The sequence below is a fragment of the Dactylosporangium sp. NPDC049140 genome (assembly GCF_040648435.1).
In genome coordinates, this window is the sequence record NZ_JBEZDS010000017.1 from 1 (window position 1) to 21,013 (window position 21,013).

A 21,013-nucleotide genomic window follows, 5' to 3' on the forward strand; every position below is an offset into this window, starting at 1 on the left:
CGAACCGCGGGGCCTGGTACTGCGCCATCGGCCCCGGCGCGGCGGCACCACCGGCGCCGGGAGCGTGCGGATCGCGCGGCACCGCGTTCGTGGTCGGCCGCGGCGTGTTCGGCGGCGTCCACACCCCGCCCCTCGCCGGCGGCGCCGCCACCGCATTGGCCACGAGCGCGAGCTGCACGCCCAGCACCGCGCTCGACACGAGCGTGACCGCGCGGCGCAGTGAGCCGCGGTGGCGCCCGGACGGAATCGACAAGATCAACTTACGTCCGGAACCGTCCACCGCAACCCCCGTCGCTCGGATTACCGCCGATGCCCGCAATCAACGGAAGGTAGGACGACGGGCGTCGATGTCCGTGCAGACCGTAAACCGGCCGTCCGCTCCGGCGCCGTCCTGTCGCGTGTGATGAGAGTCACGCACTGCAGTCAAACGACTGCTGGCTGCTGATACGTGATTACGACTCACGAAAGTGCCCGCTTCGGACCAAAAAGCGGACAGTGCGGCTGAACGCTTGCGTGCAGCCAAATCGACGGCCGCGGTCTATCCTCTTGCGCCGTATCCGCGACCTGGAACGGACCAGGGTGGCCACGCTGCGCGGTGGTCGCCGTGGCGGGTGTCCCGGCGGGGCGGTGGCGGGGCCAGGCCGGTCCGGTAGGCGGCGATGACGGCTTGGACACGGTCGCGCAGGCCCAGCTTGGCGAAGACGCGGCCGACGTGGGTCTTCACGGTCGCCTCGCCGAGGACGAGCCGGCCGGCGATCTCGGCGTTGGAGAGGCCCTCGCCGATGAGGGCGAGGACTTCGCGCTCCCGTGCGGTGAGGCCGGCGAGAATGTCGGCCTGCTCGTTGTCGGTTGCCGGGCCGATGTGCTGGGCGACGAGCCGGGTGGTGATCGTGGGGGCGAGCAGCACGTCGCCGGTGAGGACGTGCCGCACCGCGGAGACGAGCCGCTCCGGGGGGATGTCCTTGAGCAGGAAGCCGCTCGCGCCGGCCCGTAGTGCGGCGTAGACGTACTCGTCGAGGTCGAACGTCGTCAGCATCACGATCTTCCACGGGGCCGGCTCGGCGAGCAGGGTCCGGGCCGCGGTGAGCCCGTCCGTGCCGGGCATGCGCACGTCGAGCAGGACGACGTCGGGGCGTTCCCGGCGGACGACGTCGACGGCGGCGGCGCCGTCACCGGCCTCGGCGACGACGGTGAGGTCCGGGTCGGCGTTGAGGATGATGCCGAGGCCCGTGCGCACGAGCGGGTCGTCGTCGGCGATGACCAGCCGGATCATGGCGCCGTCCCCGGCTCGGCGCCGCACGGGATAGGTAGGCGCACGGTGACGGCGAACGGACGGGCCCGGTCGTCGTCGACGGTCACGGCGCCGCCGTAGGACGCCACCCGTTCGCGGATGCCGATCAGCCCGCGGCCGGCGGTGGCCGCGGGCCGGGCGGGCGGCGGCGGCTGGTCGTCGGCGATGCGCACGGTGAGCGCCTCGGCGCCGATCTCGACACTGATCCGGGTGCCGGCGCGGGTGGAGTGCCGCAGCGAGTTGGTCAGCGCCTCCTGAACGATGCGGTACGCGGTGAGGTCCAGCCCGGCCGGAAGCCGCCGCGAGCCGGTGATCCGGCAGGTCACCGGCAGGCCGGCGGCGGTGACCCCGGCGATGAGGCCGGGCAGCATGGCCAGGCCGGGCTGCGGATGCACGCCGGCGTCGTCGGCGCCGGCGGCCAGCAGACTGAGCATGCCCCGCAGGTCACCGAGCGCCTCCCGGCCGCCGGCCTCGATCAGGCGCAGCTGTTCGCCGGCCCGCGCCGCATCACCGGGCAGCAGCGTGCGGGCCGCCCCGGCGGCGATGACCATGACACTGACCCGATGGGTCACCACGTCGTGCAGTTCCCGGGCGATGCGGGCCCGTTCCTCCCGTACCGCGGTGGCGTATGCGGCATCGCGTTCGTGGGCGGCCCTGACGGCCTCCGCCCGCCACGCGACGGCGGCGCGGGCCCGCGACCGCACGACCGCGCCGGCCAGCCAGGCGCTGCCCAGCACCAGGAACGGAATGGCCACGTCGGGGACGGGCAGCCGGCTGCCGCCGGCGAACGGCGCGACCGCCGCGACGAGCAGCGCCGGTCCGGGCCACGAACGCCGGGCGTGGACGGCGGCGGCAAAGCAGGCCAGGATCAGGCACACCGCGGCCACCGCGACGACCGCATCGGCGACCGGCAGGGGGAACGTGGCCACCAGGCCCAGGCCGACGACGGCACACACCGCGGTCGGCCACCGCCGCCGCCACGCGAGCGCGGCCGCGGCGAGCAGCACGCCGTACGGGAACGGGTCAGTGGTCCGGCCGGCGAAGACGACGGCGGTGAGCAGCAGCGCCAGCGCCGCCGCCGCGTCCGCCGGCGTCGACCCGGCCCGCAGGAACAGCCGCGTCACCCAGTCCATCCCGGCGAGCATAGGACTCAGCCGACCCGGCGGGCGACCCGCAGCGCGAGCACGACCAGCAGGAACGCCGCGAGCGTGGCGAACACGCCGGTGTCGAGAGCCTGCAGGTGCCAGAAACGGCCGGCCGGGACGTACCAGTCGAGTCGCTGCACACCGTGTGCGGCGAGACAGCCGTCCAGTCCGCCCTTGTCACCGCCGCTCGCCCCGGCGCACCACCGGGCGGCCTGCTCCGGGCCGACCGCGTTGCCGGCCTCGTCGACCAGGCTCGTCATGTCGAGCCGCCAGTCCTGCCGGGAGATGCCGGCCGGCTGGACGGCGTGCAGGGGGTAAGCGGCCCGGACCGGGGACGTCAACCGGTACCGGATCGACTCCCATGCGAACCGGACCGGCACGAACACGGCCAGGGTGGCCACCATCGCGGGCAGGTTGCGGCGCACATAGGTGCCGACGACCGCGCCGAGCGTGAACGCGAACAACGCATAGCCGGCCGGTGCGACGCCGAGCAGCCCGATCCAGTTGCGCTGAACGGGACTTATCGCACCGGCCCGGAAATACGGGTCGAGGAACCAGCGGTCGAGCACCCCGGCGATCAGGCCGAACACCACACATCCGGCCCCGAGCAGCGTCACCTTCGTCCACAGCCAACGCTGCCGGCCCACGCCCTGCGCCCAGGTGAGGCGGTGGGTGCCGGCCTCGACCTCGCCGGCGACCAGCGGAGCGCCCCAGAACAGCCCGACCAGCGCCGGCACCAGGTTCAGGTACGGCAGGGCGTCGAGCAGCACGGGGTACTGCCCCCGGAGGCCGCCGATCAGATCCCCGCAGCCCTCGTCGGGCCGCGACAGACACTCGATCAACCCGCTGGTGCGCAGGTAGGACTCGAGCGCGCCCCGCATCGTCAGGTACGCCGCCGACAGCGCCGCGATGACGAGGGCCGCCGCGAGCAACTGATTGCGGTGCTGGCGCCAGGACAGCCAGATCATGCCGCCGCCTCCGCTGCCCGGTCCCCGCCGAGGGCGCGCAGAATGAAGTCCTCCAGGCCTTGCCCGGCGGCGGTCAGGTCCGCGACCGGGCCGGCGTGCACGACCGCGCCGCGGCGGACGACCACGAGGTGGTCGCAGGCGCGGTCGAGCTCGGCGATGTCGTGCGACGAGTGCACGACGGTGATACCGCGCGCCTCGGTCTCGCCGTGCACGTGATCGAGGAACGCCCGGCGGGCCAGCGGGTCCAGCGCCGCGGCCGGCTCGTCGAGCAGCAACAGCTGCGGCCGTTTCGCCAGGGCCAGTGTCAACGCCACCTGGGCCTGCTCCCCGCCCGACAGCGAACCGGCCCGCCGCCCCGGATCAATCCCGAGCCCTTCCAGCCGCTCCACGGCGTACCGCTGGTCCCACCGCGGATTGAGTCCCGCTCCCATGCGCAGCAGCTCACGAACCCGGAACCGGCGGTACAGCGGCCTGTCCTGCGCCACGAACCCGACGTCGCCCTGGGACGTCGCCGCACGCGGCGAACGCCCGAAGACCTCCAGCCGCCCGGCGTCCGGCGGTACGAGACCCACCGCCAGGTGCAACAGGGTCGTCTTGCCCGCCCCGTTCGGCCCGACCAGGGCTACGACGCTGCCGGCCGGCACCCGGATGGTCGCGCGGGCCAGAACCCATCGACGTCCGTACCGCTTCCCGACATCCCACGTGGCCAGCGCCGGTTCGTCCGCGCGCGGCCCGTCCATACCTGGCTTCATGCCGACGACGCTAGGCATCCGCCGCCCCGCCCGCGTCCGACCCGCGGCGGAACCGCATCCACCCGCGGACGGAAATGCCCCGCCGCCTCCGCCCACGGTCCCACCGGTCGGGCCCCGACGCATCGAGCAGCACCGCCGGGGACGGCGCACCGCTGGATGCGAATCGTTGTCAATCATGGGCCAGCACTGCCCTGATGCGCGCACCCAGCTCGGCGAACTGCTCCGGGGTGCAAGGCAGGACGCCGTTCTCGGCCATGAGCGCGTGGTACTGCTGCCGCTCGTACGGCACGCCCGGCGGCAACGGCGCGACGTGCCAGTGCACATGCGCGTTGCCCTGCATGCTGCCGAGCGAGAGCAGGTAGGTGCGCTCCGGCCGGACCACCTCACCGACGGCCCGGGCGACTCGGTGCACCACGGCCTGCAGGCTCAGGTAGTCCTCCGGCGTGAGATCCCGGACCACGTCCTCCACGTGCCGGCGTGGAACGACCAGCGTGTAGCCCGCCAGCGTCGGATAGCGGCTGAGGAACGCCACGTGCGCGCCGTCATCAAGGAGCAGCTCGTGCTCGAACCCCGCTTCACCGGCGAGGAACGAACAGATGAAACAACCGCCCGAAAGAACCTGCCGCTCGTACGCGACGAGGTCCAACGGCACCCGATCACCGAGACCACTCATCCAGGCACCGTACGGCGTCGTCGAACGGAGAGCCTCGAAGTCGAAGACGCCGGGGCAGCGCTTAGCCGCCGTTCCGGCGCCGGCTTTCACCCGCGACGCGCACGGCCGCCGTGGTGTGGTGCGGCAACGTATGGGTACGCGCGGCGGAATGCAGACGCAACGACCGAACACCACCACGGAGGCCGGCGTCCCGGTGGCGAGCGACGAGCACTCGCTCACCGTCGGCCCGTCCGGGCCCAATCTCCTGCAGGACACCTATCTGATCGAGAAGCTCGCCCATTTCGTGCGCGAGCGCGTCCCGGACCGCGTGTACCACGTCAAGGGCGGCGGCGCCTTCGGCTATTTCGAGGTCACCGCCGATGTCACCCGGTGGACCAAGGCCGCGTTCCTGAACAAGGTCGGCAAGCGCACGCCGATGCTGGTCCGGTTCTCGTCGGTGGCCGGCGAGGAGGGATATCCGGACACCGACCGCGACGTGCGCGGCTTTGCCATGAGGTTCTACACCGACGAGGGCAACTACGACCTGGTCGGCAACAACACGCCGGTCTTCTTCGTCCGCGACCCCATGAAGTTCCCGGACTTCATCCACTCGCAGGAGCGCATGCCCGACAGCGGCCTGCGCAACAACAACATGCAGTGGGACTTCTGGACGCTCTCCCCCGAATCGGCGCACCAGGTGACGGTCCTGATGAGCGATCGGGGCACGCCACGCTCGTGGCGCCACATGAACGGCTACAGCAGCGACACCTACATGTGGGAGAACGCCGCCGGCAAGAAGTTCTGGGTGAAGTACCACTTCAAGACCGAGCAGGGCATCCAGAACATGACCGACGCCGAGGCCCATGCGATGCGCGGCGAGGATCTCGACTACCACCGGCGTGACCTGTGGGAGGCGGTCGGCCGCCAGGACTATCCGTCCTGGCGCCTCGAGATGCAGATCATGCCGTACGAGGACGCAGCCGACTACCGCTTCAACCCGTTCGACATCACCAAGGTCTGGCCGCACAAGGACTACCCGACGATCCCGATCGGCCGGATGGTGCTCAACCGCAATCCTGAGAACTTCTTCGCCGAAATCGTGCAGGCCTCGTTCGATGTGGGGAACTTCGTCCCCGGCATCGGTCCCAGCCCGGACCGGATGGTGCTGGGGCGCATGTTCGCCTACGCCGACTCCGCCCGGTACCGCAACGGCCCGAACTACACGCAGCTGCCGGTCAACCAGCCGCGCACGGAGGTGCACAACTACAACAAGGACGGCCCGATGCGGTACCACCACAAGGGCAACCAGCCGGTGTACGCGCCGAACAGCTACGGCGGTCCGCAGGCCGATCCGCAGCGGTACCGCGACCCGAGCTGGTTCGTCGAATCCGCCGAGATCATGCGCACCGCCTACGAGGCGCACCGCGAGGACGACGACTTCATCCAGCCCGGCCGGCTGTACCGGGATGTCATGACACCCACCGAGCAGGACCATCTGGTGAGCAACATCGCCGGGCACCTCAGTCAGGGCGTGGAGCGTTTCATCCAGGAACGCGCGATCAAGGAATACTGGGCCAAGGTCGATCCCGATCTGGGCGCCAGGATCGCCCGCGAGGTGGGTCTGACGGTCGGGGCGCGATAGCGACTGCACCACCGGCGGACCGCCTCCGCGTGGACCCGCCTTCGTTGGGCGTCCGCGCCCTCGCCAAACTTGCTTGGCCAGGCGCGGACGCCCAGTGGTACGAGCGTCGTCGCGGCGCGTGATGCCCGTTCCGGTGTCAAGAGGTGATCAGGTCGACGCCACAACCGCGGCGCTATGCCGTCGGAGACGGCGGGTCGCCGCTGCGCTTCCAGCTGACCAGCGGCAGGATGATGGTGGCGTCATCCGAATCGTGCCGCGCGGTGCGGGGCGTCGGCGGCCTGGAATAACTCACCGTCAGCCCAACGACCTCCGTTGCGGCGGACTCTTCCCGGGGACGGTATTCCACCGTCAGGCCCGTGCCCGGCCGGTAACGCGACGGCAGGCGCACCACTGCGGACGGCACCACCCAGGCTCGGCTGCGCTCGTCGCGGTACACGTCGGCGAACTGCGGCACCGACCAGTAGCCCCGTGCGGCCCGTTCGATGCGGTGCCGTCCGGGCAGCTCCTGGATCACCACGATCACGGCGGTACTGAGCGCGAGGTATCCGGCGAGGGTGCGGTCGATCAGCGGCGCGAACGCCACGGCGCTCGGGGCGGCGAGGATGATGTCGAACAGGACCAGCACGCGGAGGCGCGTGAGCACATACCAGAGGCCGCGCAGCGGACCATCGCTCAAAGGGCGCTGTGCCCGGAACTGAATGAGCACGCCGGCGCCCGCGCTCGTGCTCGCATAGATACCGGACGAGAGTCGCCGCGGCCCGAACGACCGGGCGGCGCTCACGCGGAATCTCAGCAGGAGGCTCAGGACCACCGGAATCGCAACGACGGCGAGGTTCCAGCGGCCGTACGGCTGGAGGAGCCTGGACTCGTCCGCCACCAGCACCGACGTGGCCGCAGCCACCGTCGCCAGGTACAGGACGAACGCGACGTACCACGTCCTGGGAACAACGGCGCGGCGGGACGAGTCCAGGCCGAGGCGTCTCGCTGAGCGTTCGACGCCCGCGAGCACCTTGGGGCCGGCCGCCGCGGCCTCCAGGTAGCGGTTCGGCTGGGAGATCGTGACGTTGAGATGGTCCACCCAGGCGAGCAGCGTGACGAGGTTGCTCCGCTTCGAATGGCCCTTCGCGAAGGGGTACACCTTGTCGCGCAACTGCGGTGTGATGAAGGGGCGGGTGTGCGGATCCAGCCCCTGCAGTTCGGCGAGGCAGTCCGAGTCCATGACCAGCGTCACCAGGCGCTCGATGATGGCGAATCGGGCCGGATCCTCCTCGATGCCCTCGGTCGCGAGGCAGCGCCAGAGCGGCTCGACGAGCGCCGGATCGTCAGGCACCACCGCGACGAGAGCCGGCAGGAGCCCGGCGACGCGCGTCGAGTTGGCGTCGGCGACGGTGTTGAGCACACGCCCGACCGCGTCGAGATCGCCGCCCAATGCGTTGACCACCTCGGCTCGTTTCGCGATGAGGCCGTTCAGCACGTCGCATGCCGTCTCGATCGCCGCGCGCTGCACCACGAGCCTGGGCGAGCTGGTCGCGGCGAGCAACGCCGAAAGGTTGACCGCCACGGCCTGGCGGGCACGGACCTTGCCGGCCAGGCCGCTGAGGATCGTCGCCGCGACCGCGTCGGGTGCGTCGGCCCCGGAGAGACACTGGCCGGCGAGGGCAAGGTTTCGTGGCGTCAGCTCGGCCAGGAACCCGGTGAGCCGACTCTGGTCCGCCGCTGCGGCATAGAACAGCACGACCTGGCGCCAGTCGCCGTCGGCCGAGCGCTCGATCATGGTTCGTTCACCCGCGTCCCCCAATCGCAAAAGCTCCTCGGCCACGAGATGCTCCTGGATGGACCGGTGGGCAAAGACGTACCGCTGCCCGTCGAGGGGCGACAGCAGCCCGGACCGCTCGGCGACCTCGTCGACGAACTCCTCCACGCGCTCTGTGGGCACTGCCTCCAGGCTCTCGGCGACCTCGGCCGCGACGCGCACCAGGGCACGCCGTGTGAACTCGTCGAAGCCGCCCACGCCGAGCGCCGCGCGGTGAGCGAACAGGCGCAGGAACGTGTACTTGTCACGGACCCGGAACCGGTTGGCGCTGCCCAGCGGATCGTCCTTGAACCGATGCCGGTCGAGCATCTCCGAGATCATGCGACGATAGAGTTCACTGATCGAGTGCGGGATCTCGTAGTAGTCCTTCTTGGCGAAGATCCCGACTGACATCGCGAGCACCAGCGGCGTGCGGTGCAGCTCCAGCGTCCGGGAACTGCGCAGCGCCACCATGAAGTCCTCCGGGCCCCGGGGACGCATCGCTTTGCGGACGTTGTCGAGGTAGTTGTAGATCTCCCCGTTCCGGAACGGCGCCAGACGGTACGAGTGCTCGGCGATCGGTCCGACCCACTCGTCCTGGATCGTCAGGAGGTTCTGCCGGCGACAGGTGATGACCATCCGGGCCTGTGCGGTCGGCGCGTCCGGGGACCGGTTGTCCATGAACCGGTGCACCTCGTTGAGCACCGGCCGGTAATGCTGTGCGGTGACCTCGTCGAGACCGTCGAGGAGCACGAGGCACTGCTGGGTGTCGAGCGTGCGCCGGAAGAACAACTGCGCGAGGTCGGAGCGCATGCCGACGCTCTTGACCAGGATCTCGTCGATCACATAGCCGTCGATGCCGCCTCCGCCGCTCAAGTGCTCACCGAGCTTGCGCAGCGGCACGAAGAACGGGACCTCGGGCTGACGGACCTGGATCGCGTCGATGGCGACTCCGGTACGGCCCCGCAGCGACGCCACCCCGAGCGCCTTCAGCAGCGTCGACTTACCGGAGCCGGGGTCGCCCTCGATGAGCATGTGCCGCTGGGCACCGACGGCGTTCACCAGCCGGCGCGCGACCACATCGGCGGCTGGTTGTCGCACGTCGGGTCCACCGTCCGCGCCCCGGAGATAGAGCGACACAAACGTGCGGCGTAGGTCGAGGTCCTCGACCCGCTCGAGGTACGGGTTGTCGTAGCGGCCGTGCTCACGCAGGAACCAGGCGGCGTAGCGGCGCTCGGGACCGCCGATGGCGAACCTGATCCGCCGGCCGAGGCGCACCAGCAGTGGCCGGATCGGCGGGAGCGCCGCAAGCAGCACGGTGACGAGGACGCCCAGCAGCCCGCTGACGTCACCGACCGACATTTTGTGAAACACATCGAACACTTGTCCCACCCGAGGTCAGCCGTCGCTCGACTACCCTTTGTACCGGGAGTCGGACGCGGATCGGCATCCGACCAACGGACAGGGTCGGCCACGCCAGTTCGGTCTCCTGATGCCGTTCTGAGTGCGACAGCCACGGTCACCACCGAGGGCGACCTGGCCGCTCACAGCGCTCTCCCCCGCTCCTGATGACCTGGCTGCTGGCCGCCGGGACCGGCAAGCCCCTCCTGCGCCCTCGGCCGCGGGCCGATAGCTTCGTTGCGAAGATATCATCGCATCGGTACCTTGGCGCGCATGACAGGTTCGATGCGGGAGCCGACGTTCCTCATCCTGACCGCGCTCGCCCGCGCGCCGATGCACGGCTACGGGCTGCTCGCCGAGGTCGCGGAGCTGTCCGGCGGGCGGGTCGAGCTGCGCCCCGGCACGCTCTACGGCGCCCTGGACCGGCTCACCGACGACGGGTACGTGGCCCCCGACCGGCAGGAGATCGTCGACGGCCGGGCGCGGCGCTACTTCCGCCTCACCGACGCCGGGGCGGCCGCGCTGCACGCCGAGACCGTGCGCCTGCGGGCCAACGTCGAGGCGGCCGCCCGGCGGCTCGCCGCGCGCGACACGGGCTTCGCCGGCGGGCCGGGTTTCGCCGGGGGTACCGCGTGAACCCGCACCTCCGATCGCGCTACCGGGCCTTGCTGCGCTGCTATCCGGCCGCCTACCGGGCCGAGCACGGCGACGAGCTCGTGGACATGTACCTCGACCTGGCCCACCCGGGCCAGCGGTTCCCACGCCCCGGCGACGTCGCCGACCTGGTCCGCGGCGGCGCACGCCAGCACCTGCGGGCGCGGCAGGCGACCGGACTGGCCGACGCCCTGCCGCTCGCGGCCATGGCGGCGATGCCCGCGGCCGCCGCGCTGGCCGCCGTGCTCCTGCTCCGGGTCGAATACGTGCCGGACATGGTCTTCCAGATCCGCCACCCGGGCCCGTTCCTGTCGCTGGGCGCGTTCGCGTGGCTGGCCTGGCTGCTGCCGCCGGTCACCGCGCTGGCCGGGCCGGCCCGCCCGGCCGTGTGGCTCGCCCTGGCCGTGACCGCGGGCATCACGGTGGCCGGCCCGCTGGCGCCCTACGACGAGGGCGTGCCGCTGTTCGTCGTCGTCCCGCAGCTGGCGCTGGGCGTCGTGGCCCTGGCGTTCCCGGCCCGGCCGGCGGCCTGGCTGCGCCTCGCCCCGCTCGCCGCCGCGGCCGTGGTGACCGCGCTGACCCTGGCGGTGATGCGGGTGCCGGGTACGTACTGGCAGGTACACACCGCCCATCTCGCCGCGGCCGGGCTGCTGGCCACCACAGGCCTCGCCGCGAGCGGCGTGCTCCTGGCCCGCCGCGACCGGCGCGGGCTCTGGCCACTGCTGATCCTGCTGGTGCCGATGGTCCTGCTGGCGCAGGTCGGCGTCGAGCCGGCCACGCGGCCGGACCTGATCGCCCGGCTGGTCCGGGCGGCCGCCCCGGGCGTGCTGGCCCTGGCCGTACTCCCGCTGGCCGTGCTCATCTCGGGCCGCCGCCAGCGGCCCTGAGCCCGGCGCCCGGCCCCGAATGTTGTCAGCGGTGGGCGGTGATCGCTTCGTGGTGTGTGGCACGGTCGATGGTCGATGCTGTACCGGCGGGTCATCCGCGCGGCAATCTCGCCGATGCGGGCGCTGGAGGCGTCGAGGGCGCCGATGGTGCGGTTCGCCGCGGCGGCGACCTGGACCGCCTCGCCGGCGATCTGGGCGGACGCCCAGCACACCGCCTCGGTCGTGCTCGCCTCCGCGTTCACGCTGCTGACCCCGCCGCCACTAATCTGGCGGTCCAGCCGTTCCCAGGGCGGTGAACGGGAGCTCCAGGCACAGGCGGGTCCCCGCGCCGTGCGGGCTGTACAGAGAAACCCGGCCGCCGAACGCCTCGACGCGGTCCTTGATGCCGACCAGGCCGGTACCGCGGGCGAAGTCGGCACCGCCGACGCCGTCGTCCTGGATCGCGACGCGTAGGACACCGTCGGCGTCGTCGGCCGCTACGGTGACCGTGACGGCCGAGGCGCGCGCGTGCTTGGCCGCATTGGTCAGCGCCTCGGCGACGACGTAGTACGTCGTGACCTCGACATGCCCGGGTAGCCGTCGCTCCGCGTGGATGTCCAGGTGGACCGGGACCGGCGAGCGGCGGGCGAGCACGCGTAGCGCTGGGCGGAGGCCGCCGGCGGTCAGGGTCGCCGGATGGATGCCGCGTGCGATCTCGCGCAGCTCGTCCAGCGCACCGACCGCTGCGGTGGCGGCGCTGTCGAGCTGCGCGCGAAGCGCGTCGAGCTCACATGGCACCTCCGCCTGCGCCGTGCGCAACTGCAGCGCCAGCGCGACCAGCCGCTGCTGAGCGCCGTCGTGCAGGTCCCGTTCGATACGCCGGCGGGTCTGGTCGGCGGTGGCGACGATCCGCGCACGAGACGTGGTGAGCGCGGCGTACAGCTGCGTGTTGTCGAGGGAGACGGCCAGTTGGCTGGCGACGAGCTTGACAGCGTCGAGCCGGTCGGTGTTGAACATGCCGCGGATGAGGCGGTTCTCGAGCATCAGCACCGCCTGCAGCGTGCCGCGGTTGAAGATGGGTACGGCTAGCAGCGAGCAACAGGAGATGTCGGTGAAGTACGGGTCGCGGGCGAAACGTTCGTCGCGGGTGGCGTCGCCCACGACCAGCGGCTCGCCGATCCGCTGGGCGTATCGCAGCGCGGACATCGGGACGGTGTGTTCGTGGTCGGTGAGCGGGACGATGCCGCCGTCGCCTCCGGGCAGCAGCCACCGTTGCCGGTCGTCGCTCCACAGCAGCAGGTGTACGGCAGTGGCGCCGGTCATCGCGCTGAGCACCTTGACCAGGCGGGAGTGCAGCCCGGCAATGCTCGTCTCGGAGCTCAGCACCTGCGATGCGGACAGGATGCCGAGCAGGTCGATCGTTCCGGTCGTGACGGTGCAACGACGATGTCGAACGTCATCGGGCTGGTCGCGCTGCCCGGTGGTCGCGTCGCGCTGCAGCCGCAGGGTCGGGTAGGCCCAATCGAGTTGGTCGACTTTCGCCGTCGCGCCCCAGGCGGAGTATTCCTGACGGGCTTGGGCGAGCAGGCCGTAGCCGGCGTGTTCGACGCCGTGGGCCAGGTAGAAGTGGGCCGCACGCTCGGTGATCAGGGCCCGATGCCATGGCCGCTGACGGCCGGCGACCTCGCGGCAGGCGGCGTCGAAGGCGAGGACGGCGGCGCGGAAGTCGCCGACGGCCCAGGCCCGCTCCGCCTCGAGCAACCGCACCAGGTGCAGGAGATTGTCCGGCGCGGTGGCGGCCCGGGCGGCCAGCCACTGCGTCACCTCGCCCAGTTCGGCAACAAGCAGATCGCCGCGATCGTCACCTTGGCTGTCGCGGAGCTGCCCGGCGAGGGCCAGCCCGCGCAGCAGGTGGGCCACGGCGCTTGGGTAGATGCCCGGGGCGGCCGGTAGCAGCGGCATCGCCGCCTCAGTGTGCCGCGCCAGGCCGATCACGTCGCCGAAGATGGCGGCGACGATCGCGTTGTTGATGTGCGCGTAGAGCAACGCTAGCGGATTGCCGGCATGCCTGTCGGCCGGGATTGGCGCGCTGGTTGCCGCAGAGCTTTCGCCGCGCAACACGCCGGCCAGCCACCGGTAGCTGTCGAGCGTTTCGCCGGTCTGCCCGTCGCCGGTCCGCCGCACCAAGGCCAGCCCGGCCTCCACCTCGGCAACGTAGACGTCCAGCGATGGCGCGCACTCCAGATGGCCGGTCACGGTGGGGTAGTAGCTGTGTCCGGCGCCGGCCAGGTCGCCCCCGGCGATCAGCCCTTCCCGGGCCCGCTGCCCTGCTTGGACACTGTGTTCGATCGGTTCGAACCAGCAGCTCAGGAGCGCGGACAGGAAGCGCACCTGCGAGGTGCCGGGCTCGTAGCCGCGGGCCTCGCCCAGCGCCAGGACCCGCTGCACCGCCTGCCACCCGGCAGCGTAGTCATCGCGCATGGTGATAGCGGCGAAGGCGGTGTGGCTTACCGGGCCGAGGAGGGCGCAGGCGGGGCCGTGCTCGATCCAGATCCGCAGCGCTTCGAGGCTCAGCCAGGCGAGCGTGGCGTGGTCAGCGGCGAAGTAGGTTGCCGGCTGGATCGCGTTGATCAGACAGGTCGCGGCGAGCAGCCTCGGGTCGGTGATCTCCGGGTGAGCCAGATCATCCGCGGTGTCGATGTGCTCCAGCCACCGGTACAGACGATCGAACTGGTGGTCGAGCGTGGCGGAGAGCTGATCGGCGACCGGCACGGTGATGCCGAGTTCACGCAGCGACTCCAGACCGAGCCCGACCGCATCCGCAAACCGGTTCCGGTACGTCAAACTGCGCACCTGCACCGCCGTCGCGCCCGCTCGGTCCCAGGCGTTGGTGCACAGCCCTTCGATCGTGCGGTACGCCGCGTCGGCCTCGTCCAGGCGTCCCATGCTGTACAGGGCGGCGTGGCGGCAGGTGTGCACCTCGACGAGCGTGGCGGTGGCGTCTGGGTCGACAAGCCGCAGCGCGGCGGTCAGCAGCGTGCTCACCAGCGCGTGGTTCCCGATCAGCGTCGCTTGGTCGCTCGCGCGCCGCAGCAGCCCGACAACGACCCGCCGCTCCGCCGGGTCGTCGATCGCGTCGACGACCGGCAGGTACTGTTCCGCCGCGCACGCGAACCGCTCCGGCACCCGGGCCAACCGTCGCGCCATCGCCAACCGCAGGGTGCGGCGGCGCTGTGGATCCAGACCGCGCAGGACGATCTCGCGGATCCGGTCGTGGCGGAACCGTATCGCATGGCGTGTCCCGGACTCCAACACCAGCAGGCCCCCGTCGACGGCGGGCCCCAGGCGGTGTTCGACCACGTCCATCGGCGCGCCGGCCGCGGTCTGCAGCTCGCTGAAGTCGGCTCGTCCGCCGAAACACGCCATTGCCTCCACCGCCTGCCGCGACAGCGCGGGCAGGGCCTCAAGCCGTGGCGCCAGCAGCCCGTCGAGCTCGGACTGGCCCAGTTTCGCGCGCACCGTCGCCTCGTCCCACCGCCACCCGGTGGCCGTCGCGAACAGCGCGCCGTCACGGCGCAGCGCGTTGAGCGCCTCCACCGTCTGGTACGGATTGCCGGACGCAGTCGGGTTCATCACCTTGACCAAGCCCGCCGCTGCGGCGTCGTCGGCGTGCAGCATCTCGGCAACCATGGTGACCAGGCTGGGGACAGGCAGGTCGCCCAGTCGCAGGTGGCGCACTGCGGGCTGTTCCCGCCACCGGGACAGGGGCGCCGCCAGCGGATGGGTCGCGTCCAGGTCGTCGTCGCGGTATGCGCCCACCAGCAACAGGCCGTCGATCTGGTTTTCGCTCAATACGGTATCGACGACGCCCATCGGTGTCCGCCCCGCCCACTGCAGGTCATCGACGAACAGCACCAGCGGACGTCGCCGCGACACGACCGCCCGCAACACGTCCACCGTCGTGCGCTGAGCCCGCACCTGCGCCGTCAGCGGATCCCCGGGATCGGGCGGCACCCCGAGCAGCGCCGCGAAATCCGGCTGTACCGCGGTCAGCAGACCCACGTTCGGGCCGACGCTCGCCAAGATCCGTTCACGCACTGTGCGCAGCTCGTCGTCCGGCTCGGCCAGCAGCAGCCGGCCCAACGAGCGAAGCGCCTGAAAGACCCCGTCGAACTCCAGATCTCGCCGATACTGGTCGAACTTGCCCGCCACGAACCAGCCATCAGCGCCCGTCACCACCGCCCGCAGCTCATCAACCAACGCCGTCTTACCCACCCCCGGCGCCCCACCGACCAGCACCCCACGACACCGGCCCGAAAGCGCCTCCTGGAAGGCCACCTCCAGCACCGCCACCTCGTCATCGCGTCCCACCAGCCGCGACGGCGGCAACAGCTCGAGTGGAACGTCCCGCTCGCCGACGCGCAGCCGGGCTGCCGCGTGCGGGGCGGCGTCGCGCAGCCGCTCCAGGTCGTAGACCACACCGTCGGCCGTCTGGTAGCGGCGGTCCGGTTCCTTCTCCAGCAGGTGCAGGATGATCTGGGACAGCGGCGCGGGCAGGACCGGGTTCACCTCGGCGGGCGGCACCGGCACCCGAGCCAGATGATCATGCGTCAGCCGCAGCGGGTCCCCGCGGCCGAACGGCGGCGCACCCGTTGCCAGCTCATACAGCGTCGCGCCCAACGCGTACAGGTCGGCGCGCTGGTCCACCGGCCGGCCGGTGCGTCCGGTCTGCTCCGGCGCCAGATACGGCAGCGTACCGACGATCTCGGTGTGGTGCGTGAACTCGGGACGCAGCCCGGCGAACGGCGTCGCCGAGGCGAAATCCACCAGGCAGGGCGCGCCGTCGCGGGAGATCAGGATGTTCGCCGGCGTGATGTCGCGGTGCATCACACCCCGCCGGTGCATCCGCGCCACCGCCCTGGCCAGCCCCACCGCCAGCCCGATCAGGTCGTCAACCGTCAGCGGCTTGGCGCGATCACGCAGGCTTGTGCCACCGACGTCGTCCACGAGGAGCGCCCCTGGGTACTGCGGCGCCTCCACCAGCTGCGGGACTCCCGCGACACCACGCAGCCGCTCCAGGATCTTCACCTCCTGCCGCAGCCGAGTTTCCGCGCCTGGCCCTAACGGCTCTTTCCGGACAACCGTGCGACCGGCGAGGAAGAGCCGCGTCACACGCGCGCGTTCGCTCTCGTGCAGCATTTCGGCCAGAGCGGGCGGACCTCGGCCAGGCACCATCTTGCCTGCTCCCATGCCGACACCTCCACGCACGATCGCGCTGAACCGCGTATATCGTGTTTATCCCCATTTTACGGATTAATGCGACTGCGCTCGCGACCTGGTCCGCGGGCGGCCACAGAAGGCCCAGTGGTCGCCGCTTCGGCCGAGCGGTCGACCGGATGCCGCGGTACCCCCTCAGGCCATGTGACGTGCGGCCGATCCCGATACGGCCGTCATCCGTGCGGCCGGTTACATGCGGCGGGCCGTGCGCCCGGAAGGAGTCTCGGTCACCAAGGCATCAAAACGGCGGGCGGCGGGCGGCGGCGGCGGATCGCGGTCGTCAGCCCCGCCGCCGCGGCTGCGGTCAGGGCCAGGCCCGCCGCGGCGATGCAGATCGGGCCGAAGCGTCCACCCGAGAAGCTCATCGGAGCACGGTACGCCCTGCCCGGCGACGCTGAGTGGCTGAAGGAGGTTCGGCAGGGCGGCTGGATGATCGGCACTGTGAGTGCGACCCCATTCCCGCATCAGGGCACTCGAATTCCCCGGGACGGACGGACAATGGCGCAGGTGGCCCTCCTCGTCACCGGCCCGGTCGATACGCGAGGTGGTGAGGCTGGTGTCGGGTGGTGGCCTGCGGTTCGCGGTACTGGGGCCGGTGCGTGCGTGGCGTGGCGCCGCGGAGGTCGACCTGGGGGCGCCGCAGCAGCGAGCGCTGCTGGCGTTGCTGCTGGTGCGGGCGGGGGAACCGGTCGGCCTCGGTGAGATTGTGGATGTGCTGTGGGGGGACGGATCCGCCGAGTACCGCGGTGAACGTGGTGCACCGCCACGTCTGGTCGCGGCCGAAGGCGCCCAGTCGCTGACGCTTGACGTGTGGCCCGCCGAGCAGGCCCGTGACTTCCTCGCCCGCCGGCTCGGGGTTGGGCGGGTCGCGGCCGAGCCGGCGGCGGTGGAGCAGATCATCACCCTGTGCGCCGGGCTGCCGTTGGCGCTGGCCATCGTGGCGGCCCGCGCCGCCATGAACCCGGCGTTCCCGCTCGGCGCCATCGCGAACGAGCTGTGGGAGGCGCACGGCAGCCTCGAGGCGTTCAGCGGCACCGACACGGGCATCAACGTGCGGGCGACGTTCTCCTGGTCGTATCGGACGCTCAGCCCCGCCGCCGCCCGGCTGTTCCGGCTGCTGGGCACGCAGCCGGGCCCCGATGTCGGCGTACCCGCCGCCGCGAGCCTGCTCGGCGTGCCGGTCCGGCAGGTGCGGCCGCTGCTGGCCGAACTGACCACCGCGCACATGCTCGTGCAGTCCTCGCCCGGCCGGTACGGGTTCCATGAACTGCTGGGGGCCTACGCCGCCGAACTGGCCGAGACCGTCGACGTGGCAGGCGAGCTGGACCTCGCGAAACGCCGGAACGTCGAGTACTACCGGCGCACGGCGTTCCGCGCGGATCGGCTGCTCCAGCCGCAGCGCGTGCCTCCGCAGTTCGCCTCCCTGCCGGCCGCCGACGACGTCATCGCCGAACCGTTGGAGGACCACCGCGCCGCGCTCGCCTGACGCGTGCCTGGCCGCCGCCGACGGCACCGCCGCCAGAGAGCACTGGAAGGCGGCCGAGGCGATCCTCGCCGACCTCGGCCACCCCGACCTGGACGGCCTCCGGGCCAAACTCGCCGCGGCCGGGTCACCGTCGTGACGGTGGTCTGATCACAGGCTGGTGATCAGGCCGCCGTCGATGACGACGTCGGTGCCGGTCACGTTTCCGGCTCGGTCGCTGGCCAGCAGCAGGACGAGGTCGGCGACCTCGTCGGGCCGGGTGAACCGGCCGGTCACCGAGTCGCCGGCGGCTTGTTTCGCCACCGCGTCCGGGTCGAGGCCGGTGGCGCGGCCCACGGTCGCCGCGACGCCGCCGTCGCCGAGCCACAGCGGTGTGCTGACCGGGCCCGGGCTGACGGTGTTCACCCTGATGCCGTGCGGGCCGACCTCCTTGGACAGCGCCTTGGAGAAGCTCAGCAGCGCCGCCTTGGCGGCGCTGTAGTCGATGACCAGCGGGTCGGGCAGCGATGAGTTCACCGAGGCGACGGTCACGATCGTGCCGGCGCCCCGGTCGAGCAGCAGCGGCAGGGCCGCGCGGGTGGTACGTACCGCGGCCAGGAAGTTGACCGTCAGGGCCGAGATCCAGTCGTCGTCGGCGACCGACAGGAACCCGCCGGTGCGCGGCTGGACCGCGCCTACGTTGTTGACCAGGATGTCCAGGCCGCCGAACGCGGACGCCGCGGCCCGGATCAGCTCGGCCGGGCCGTCCGGCGTGGCCAGGTCCGCCTCCACCGGATGCACACGGCCGCCGGCGGCGAGCTCGGCCAGTTCGGCGGTGATGTGGCGGGCGCCCGCCGCGACGCGGGCGCCCTCACCGGCCAGGGCCCGCGTGATGGCCAACCCGATGCCCTTGCTGGCGCCGGTGACGACCGCGGCCTTTCCAATCAGGTGCAGGTCCATGACGGCATCCTCTCGTGAGTCGGCCGACCCCGGCGCGGAATCGGTACGCCGGGGTCGGCCGGTCGTGCTCAGGCCAGGAAGGTGAGCAGGCGCTGGGTGAGTTCGGCCGGGTGCTCTTCGTAGATCCAGTGGCCGGAATTCGCGATCACGGCGCCGGTGACGTTGTTCGCGTAGGCGCTGACCTGGGTCTGCGCAGAGTCACGGAGGCTGTTGCTGGCGCCGAGTGCCAGGACTCTTCCCGGCCGTCGACGAGCTGTTCGGGCAGGCCGTTGGTCAGGGAGAAGAAGCCGAAGTTCCAGACGCCCGGGCCCTGCTTGGTCAGGGCCGGGAAGTTGTACAGGCCCTCGTCCGGGATCGGCGCTTCGCTGAGGACCAGCTTCGTCACCTCATCCGGGTGGGCGGCGGCGTAGGCGTAGGCGACCATGGTGCCGATGTCGTGGCCCACCAGCCGGATGTCGCGATTCAGGCCGAGCTGGACCAGCAGGCCGTGAATATCGGCCGCCATGGTCTTCTTGTCGTAGCCCCCGGCCGGGGCGTCGCTGCGACCGGCACCGCGCAGGTCCGGCGCGATCACCGTGTAATGCTTGGCCAGCTCGGGCAGGATCCCGCGCCACTCGTACCAGGTCTGCGGGAATCCGTGCACCAGGACCAGGGTCGGGCCGTGGCCGCCGCGCACGTAGTTGATCCCGACGTTACCGACCAGAGCCCGCTGTTCCGTGAATCCGTACGGCACCCGGGGTTCCCGGCCGGCGGCGACGGTGCCGTCGCTATGGGCCGCCGCCGCGGTCGGCGCGAGGAGCGAGAGCACCGCGGTCGCGGCCAGCAGCCAAAGGTGACGGGGCCGCACCGGGCGGGCCCTCATACCTGGTGCTCCTTCAGCCAGGCCAGGCTGGCGTCGGCGACGTCGCGCCAGCCGCTGTCGATGGTCAGCGAGTGCGCTCGGTCCGGGAACTCGAGGATGTCGGTGACCGCGCTGGAGTGCCGGTACTGCTTGAGGGTGGCGCGGGTGACAGCTTCCGGCACGGTGTGGTCCTTGCCGCCCATGATCAGCAGCAGCGGGCCGCGGGACTCGTTGGCGGTGTCCACCTTGGCCGGTGAGTGCGGATCGAAGTTGGCCGCGGCCGCCTCGAAGAGCGGCTTGCCCGGTGCCGGGATCGTCCACCGCTCGTACAACTCGTGGGACTCGGCCTCGGAGACGGCGTTGCCGAACGCGAACCGGAACTGCTCAGCGGTCAGCGAGACGGCCCGGTGCCGGTTACCGGGGTTCTTGAACACCGGCAGCGTGGCGCGCAACGCCGACAGCGGCAGTGGCAGCACGCCCTTGATCTGGGCCGCGTCGATCGCGATCGCGGCAGCCGCCCGGTCCTGGCCGAGCAGCTTCTGGGCGATCATGCCGCCGAAGGAGTGCCCGATCAGGATCGGCCTGGTGTCGAGCCCGTCGATGATCTTCGCGTAGTGCTCGACGACGTCGTCGATGCCGTGGTCGGCGATGCCGTCCGGGTTGGCGCGGGTCTGCTCGACCGTGTCCGCGTCGCCGGGCCAGCCCGGCGCGCTCGGTTCGTAGCCCGCGCCGCGGAACAGGTCGATCCACGGCGTCCAGGAGGTCGCGTGCAGCCATAGTCCGTGGATGAAGATGACTGGTGTCGGGGTACTCATGCTGGGCTCCTCAGGTCTGCTGGGGTGGCGGGCCGACGACCCGCAGGTTGAACGCTTGGGCGGACGCGATGATCGCGCCGATGTCGAACGACGCCGGCGCGTCGTCCACGTGTGCGACGGGCGTGCCGTTGGAACGGAACCACTCGTCGATACCGGCCGGGGCGTACACGACCGCCATCCGGGAACGCGGCGAGCGGACCAGGTAGCTGTGCGGCACGCCGCGCGGGCCGTACGCGACCTGGCCGCCCTGCAGGTCGTAGCGGGCATCGCCGACGAAGAAGCTGATCTCACCGTCGAGCACGACCCACACCTCGTCCTCCCCGTCGTGCACGTGCAACGGCGGAGCCTGCCCCTTCGGGTCGTCGAACTCGAGTACGCTCACCGCCCGGTTGGTGGCGGCGCCGGGCACCACGATGCGGGCCTGGCCGCCGAGGAACCAGAACGGTTCTCCCACACTGGGAGGCGGGAACAGCGGATCGGTCATGATGGGCGCTC

The 21,013-nt window shown here is 71.4% G+C and carries 17 protein-coding genes; 4 read left to right on the top strand and 13 right to left on the bottom strand.

Annotated elements, in window-relative coordinates:
- From AB0B76_RS26260 to AB0B76_RS26285, 6 genes are all read right to left on the bottom strand, one after another.
- The coding region (locus AB0B76_RS26260) for a hypothetical protein (RefSeq protein WP_360380136.1) at window positions 1–253 on the bottom strand (253 nt) is incomplete at its 3' end.
- Between the two features lie 285 nt (window positions 254–538).
- Window positions 539–1,273: a response regulator transcription factor gene (locus tag AB0B76_RS26265; RefSeq protein WP_360380139.1), complete on the bottom strand. Its 735-nt coding sequence runs from the start codon at window positions 1,271–1,273 to the stop codon at window positions 539–541.
- Window positions 1,270–2,424 (bottom strand): histidine kinase, encoded by a 1,155-nt coding sequence (locus AB0B76_RS26270; protein WP_360380141.1) that lies wholly within the window; start codon window positions 2,422–2,424, stop codon window positions 1,270–1,272. Before AB0B76_RS26270 ends, AB0B76_RS26265 begins: the two co-directional genes overlap by 4 nt.
- 17 nt (window positions 2,425–2,441) lie before the next feature.
- Window positions 2,442–3,404, bottom strand: coding sequence for an ABC transporter permease subunit (locus AB0B76_RS26275; protein ID WP_360380144.1), 963 nt, complete (start codon window positions 3,402–3,404; stop codon window positions 2,442–2,444).
- Window positions 3,401–4,156 (bottom strand): ABC transporter ATP-binding protein, encoded by a 756-nt coding sequence (locus tag AB0B76_RS26280; RefSeq protein ID WP_360380147.1) that lies wholly within the window; start codon window positions 4,154–4,156, stop codon window positions 3,401–3,403. The genes AB0B76_RS26275 and AB0B76_RS26280 overlap by 4 nt, the downstream gene beginning before the upstream one ends.
- Before the next feature lie 169 nt (window positions 4,157–4,325).
- Window positions 4,326–4,829, bottom strand: coding sequence for an HIT family protein (locus AB0B76_RS26285; RefSeq protein ID WP_360380150.1), 504 nt, complete (start codon window positions 4,827–4,829; stop codon window positions 4,326–4,328).
- Window positions 4,830–4,977: 148 nt separating this feature from the next.
- On the opposite strand from AB0B76_RS26285, the gene AB0B76_RS26290 reads away from it, so the two are divergent.
- Complete coding sequence (locus AB0B76_RS26290; RefSeq protein WP_360380152.1) at window positions 4,978–6,450, top strand: catalase; 1,473 nt, start codon at window positions 4,978–4,980, stop codon at window positions 6,448–6,450.
- Window positions 6,451–6,622: 172 nt separating this feature from the next.
- Here AB0B76_RS26290 and AB0B76_RS26295 read toward each other — a convergent pair whose 3' ends face one another.
- Window positions 6,623–9,604, bottom strand: a complete 2,982-nt coding sequence (locus AB0B76_RS26295; RefSeq protein ID WP_360380155.1) for an NACHT domain-containing protein — start codon at window positions 9,602–9,604, stop codon at window positions 6,623–6,625.
- Between the two features lie 312 nt (window positions 9,605–9,916).
- Here AB0B76_RS26295 and AB0B76_RS26300 point away from each other — a divergent pair, with 312 nt between their 5' ends.
- Both AB0B76_RS26300 and AB0B76_RS26305 read left to right on the top strand, forming a co-directional pair.
- Window positions 9,917–10,279 (top strand): PadR family transcriptional regulator, encoded by a 363-nt coding sequence (locus AB0B76_RS26300; RefSeq protein ID WP_360380158.1) that lies wholly within the window; start codon window positions 9,917–9,919, stop codon window positions 10,277–10,279.
- Window positions 10,276–11,184, top strand: coding sequence for a GlsB/YeaQ/YmgE family stress response membrane protein (locus AB0B76_RS26305; RefSeq protein ID WP_360380161.1), 909 nt, complete (start codon window positions 10,276–10,278; stop codon window positions 11,182–11,184). The genes AB0B76_RS26300 and AB0B76_RS26305 overlap by 4 nt, the downstream gene beginning before the upstream one ends.
- A 261-nt stretch (window positions 11,185–11,445) precedes the next feature.
- On the opposite strand, the gene AB0B76_RS26310 is transcribed toward AB0B76_RS26305, so the two are convergent.
- The gene (locus tag AB0B76_RS26310; protein WP_360380163.1) at window positions 11,446–16,413 is read right to left on the bottom strand and encodes an AAA family ATPase; all 4,968 of its coding nucleotides are present in this window, start codon (window positions 16,411–16,413) and stop codon (window positions 11,446–11,448) included.
- 254 nt (window positions 16,414–16,667) lie between these two features.
- A complete protein-coding gene (locus AB0B76_RS26315) occupies window positions 16,668–16,805 on the bottom strand; it encodes a hypothetical protein (protein ID WP_360380166.1) in 138 nt (45 codons plus the stop codon).
- Between the two features lie 191 nt (window positions 16,806–16,996).
- On the opposite strand from AB0B76_RS26315, the gene AB0B76_RS26320 reads away from it, so the two are divergent.
- On the top strand, window positions 16,997–17,926 hold the full coding sequence (locus tag AB0B76_RS26320; RefSeq protein ID WP_360380169.1) for a hypothetical protein: 930 nt from the start codon (window positions 16,997–16,999) through the stop codon (window positions 17,924–17,926).
- A gap of 147 nt (window positions 17,927–18,073) precedes the next feature.
- Here AB0B76_RS26320 and AB0B76_RS26325 read toward each other — a convergent pair whose 3' ends face one another.
- The 4 genes from AB0B76_RS26325 to AB0B76_RS26340 all read right to left on the bottom strand — a co-directional run bounded on the left by AB0B76_RS26325 (window position 18,074) and on the right by AB0B76_RS26340 (window position 21,002).
- A complete protein-coding gene (locus AB0B76_RS26325; protein WP_360380172.1) occupies window positions 18,074–18,862 on the bottom strand; it encodes an oxidoreductase in 789 nt (262 codons plus the stop codon).
- Window positions 18,863–19,007: 145 nt separating this feature from the next.
- Window positions 19,008–19,724, bottom strand: coding sequence for an alpha/beta hydrolase (locus tag AB0B76_RS26330; protein ID WP_360380174.1), 717 nt, complete (start codon window positions 19,722–19,724; stop codon window positions 19,008–19,010).
- On the bottom strand, window positions 19,721–20,518 hold the full coding sequence (locus AB0B76_RS26335; RefSeq protein ID WP_360380177.1) for an alpha/beta hydrolase: 798 nt from the start codon (window positions 20,516–20,518) through the stop codon (window positions 19,721–19,723). The genes AB0B76_RS26330 and AB0B76_RS26335 overlap by 4 nt, the downstream gene beginning before the upstream one ends.
- A 10-nt stretch (window positions 20,519–20,528) precedes the next feature.
- Window positions 20,529–21,002: a cupin domain-containing protein gene (locus AB0B76_RS26340; RefSeq protein ID WP_360380180.1), complete on the bottom strand. Its 474-nt coding sequence runs from the start codon at window positions 21,000–21,002 to the stop codon at window positions 20,529–20,531.
- Window positions 21,003–21,013 lie beyond the last annotated feature (11 nt).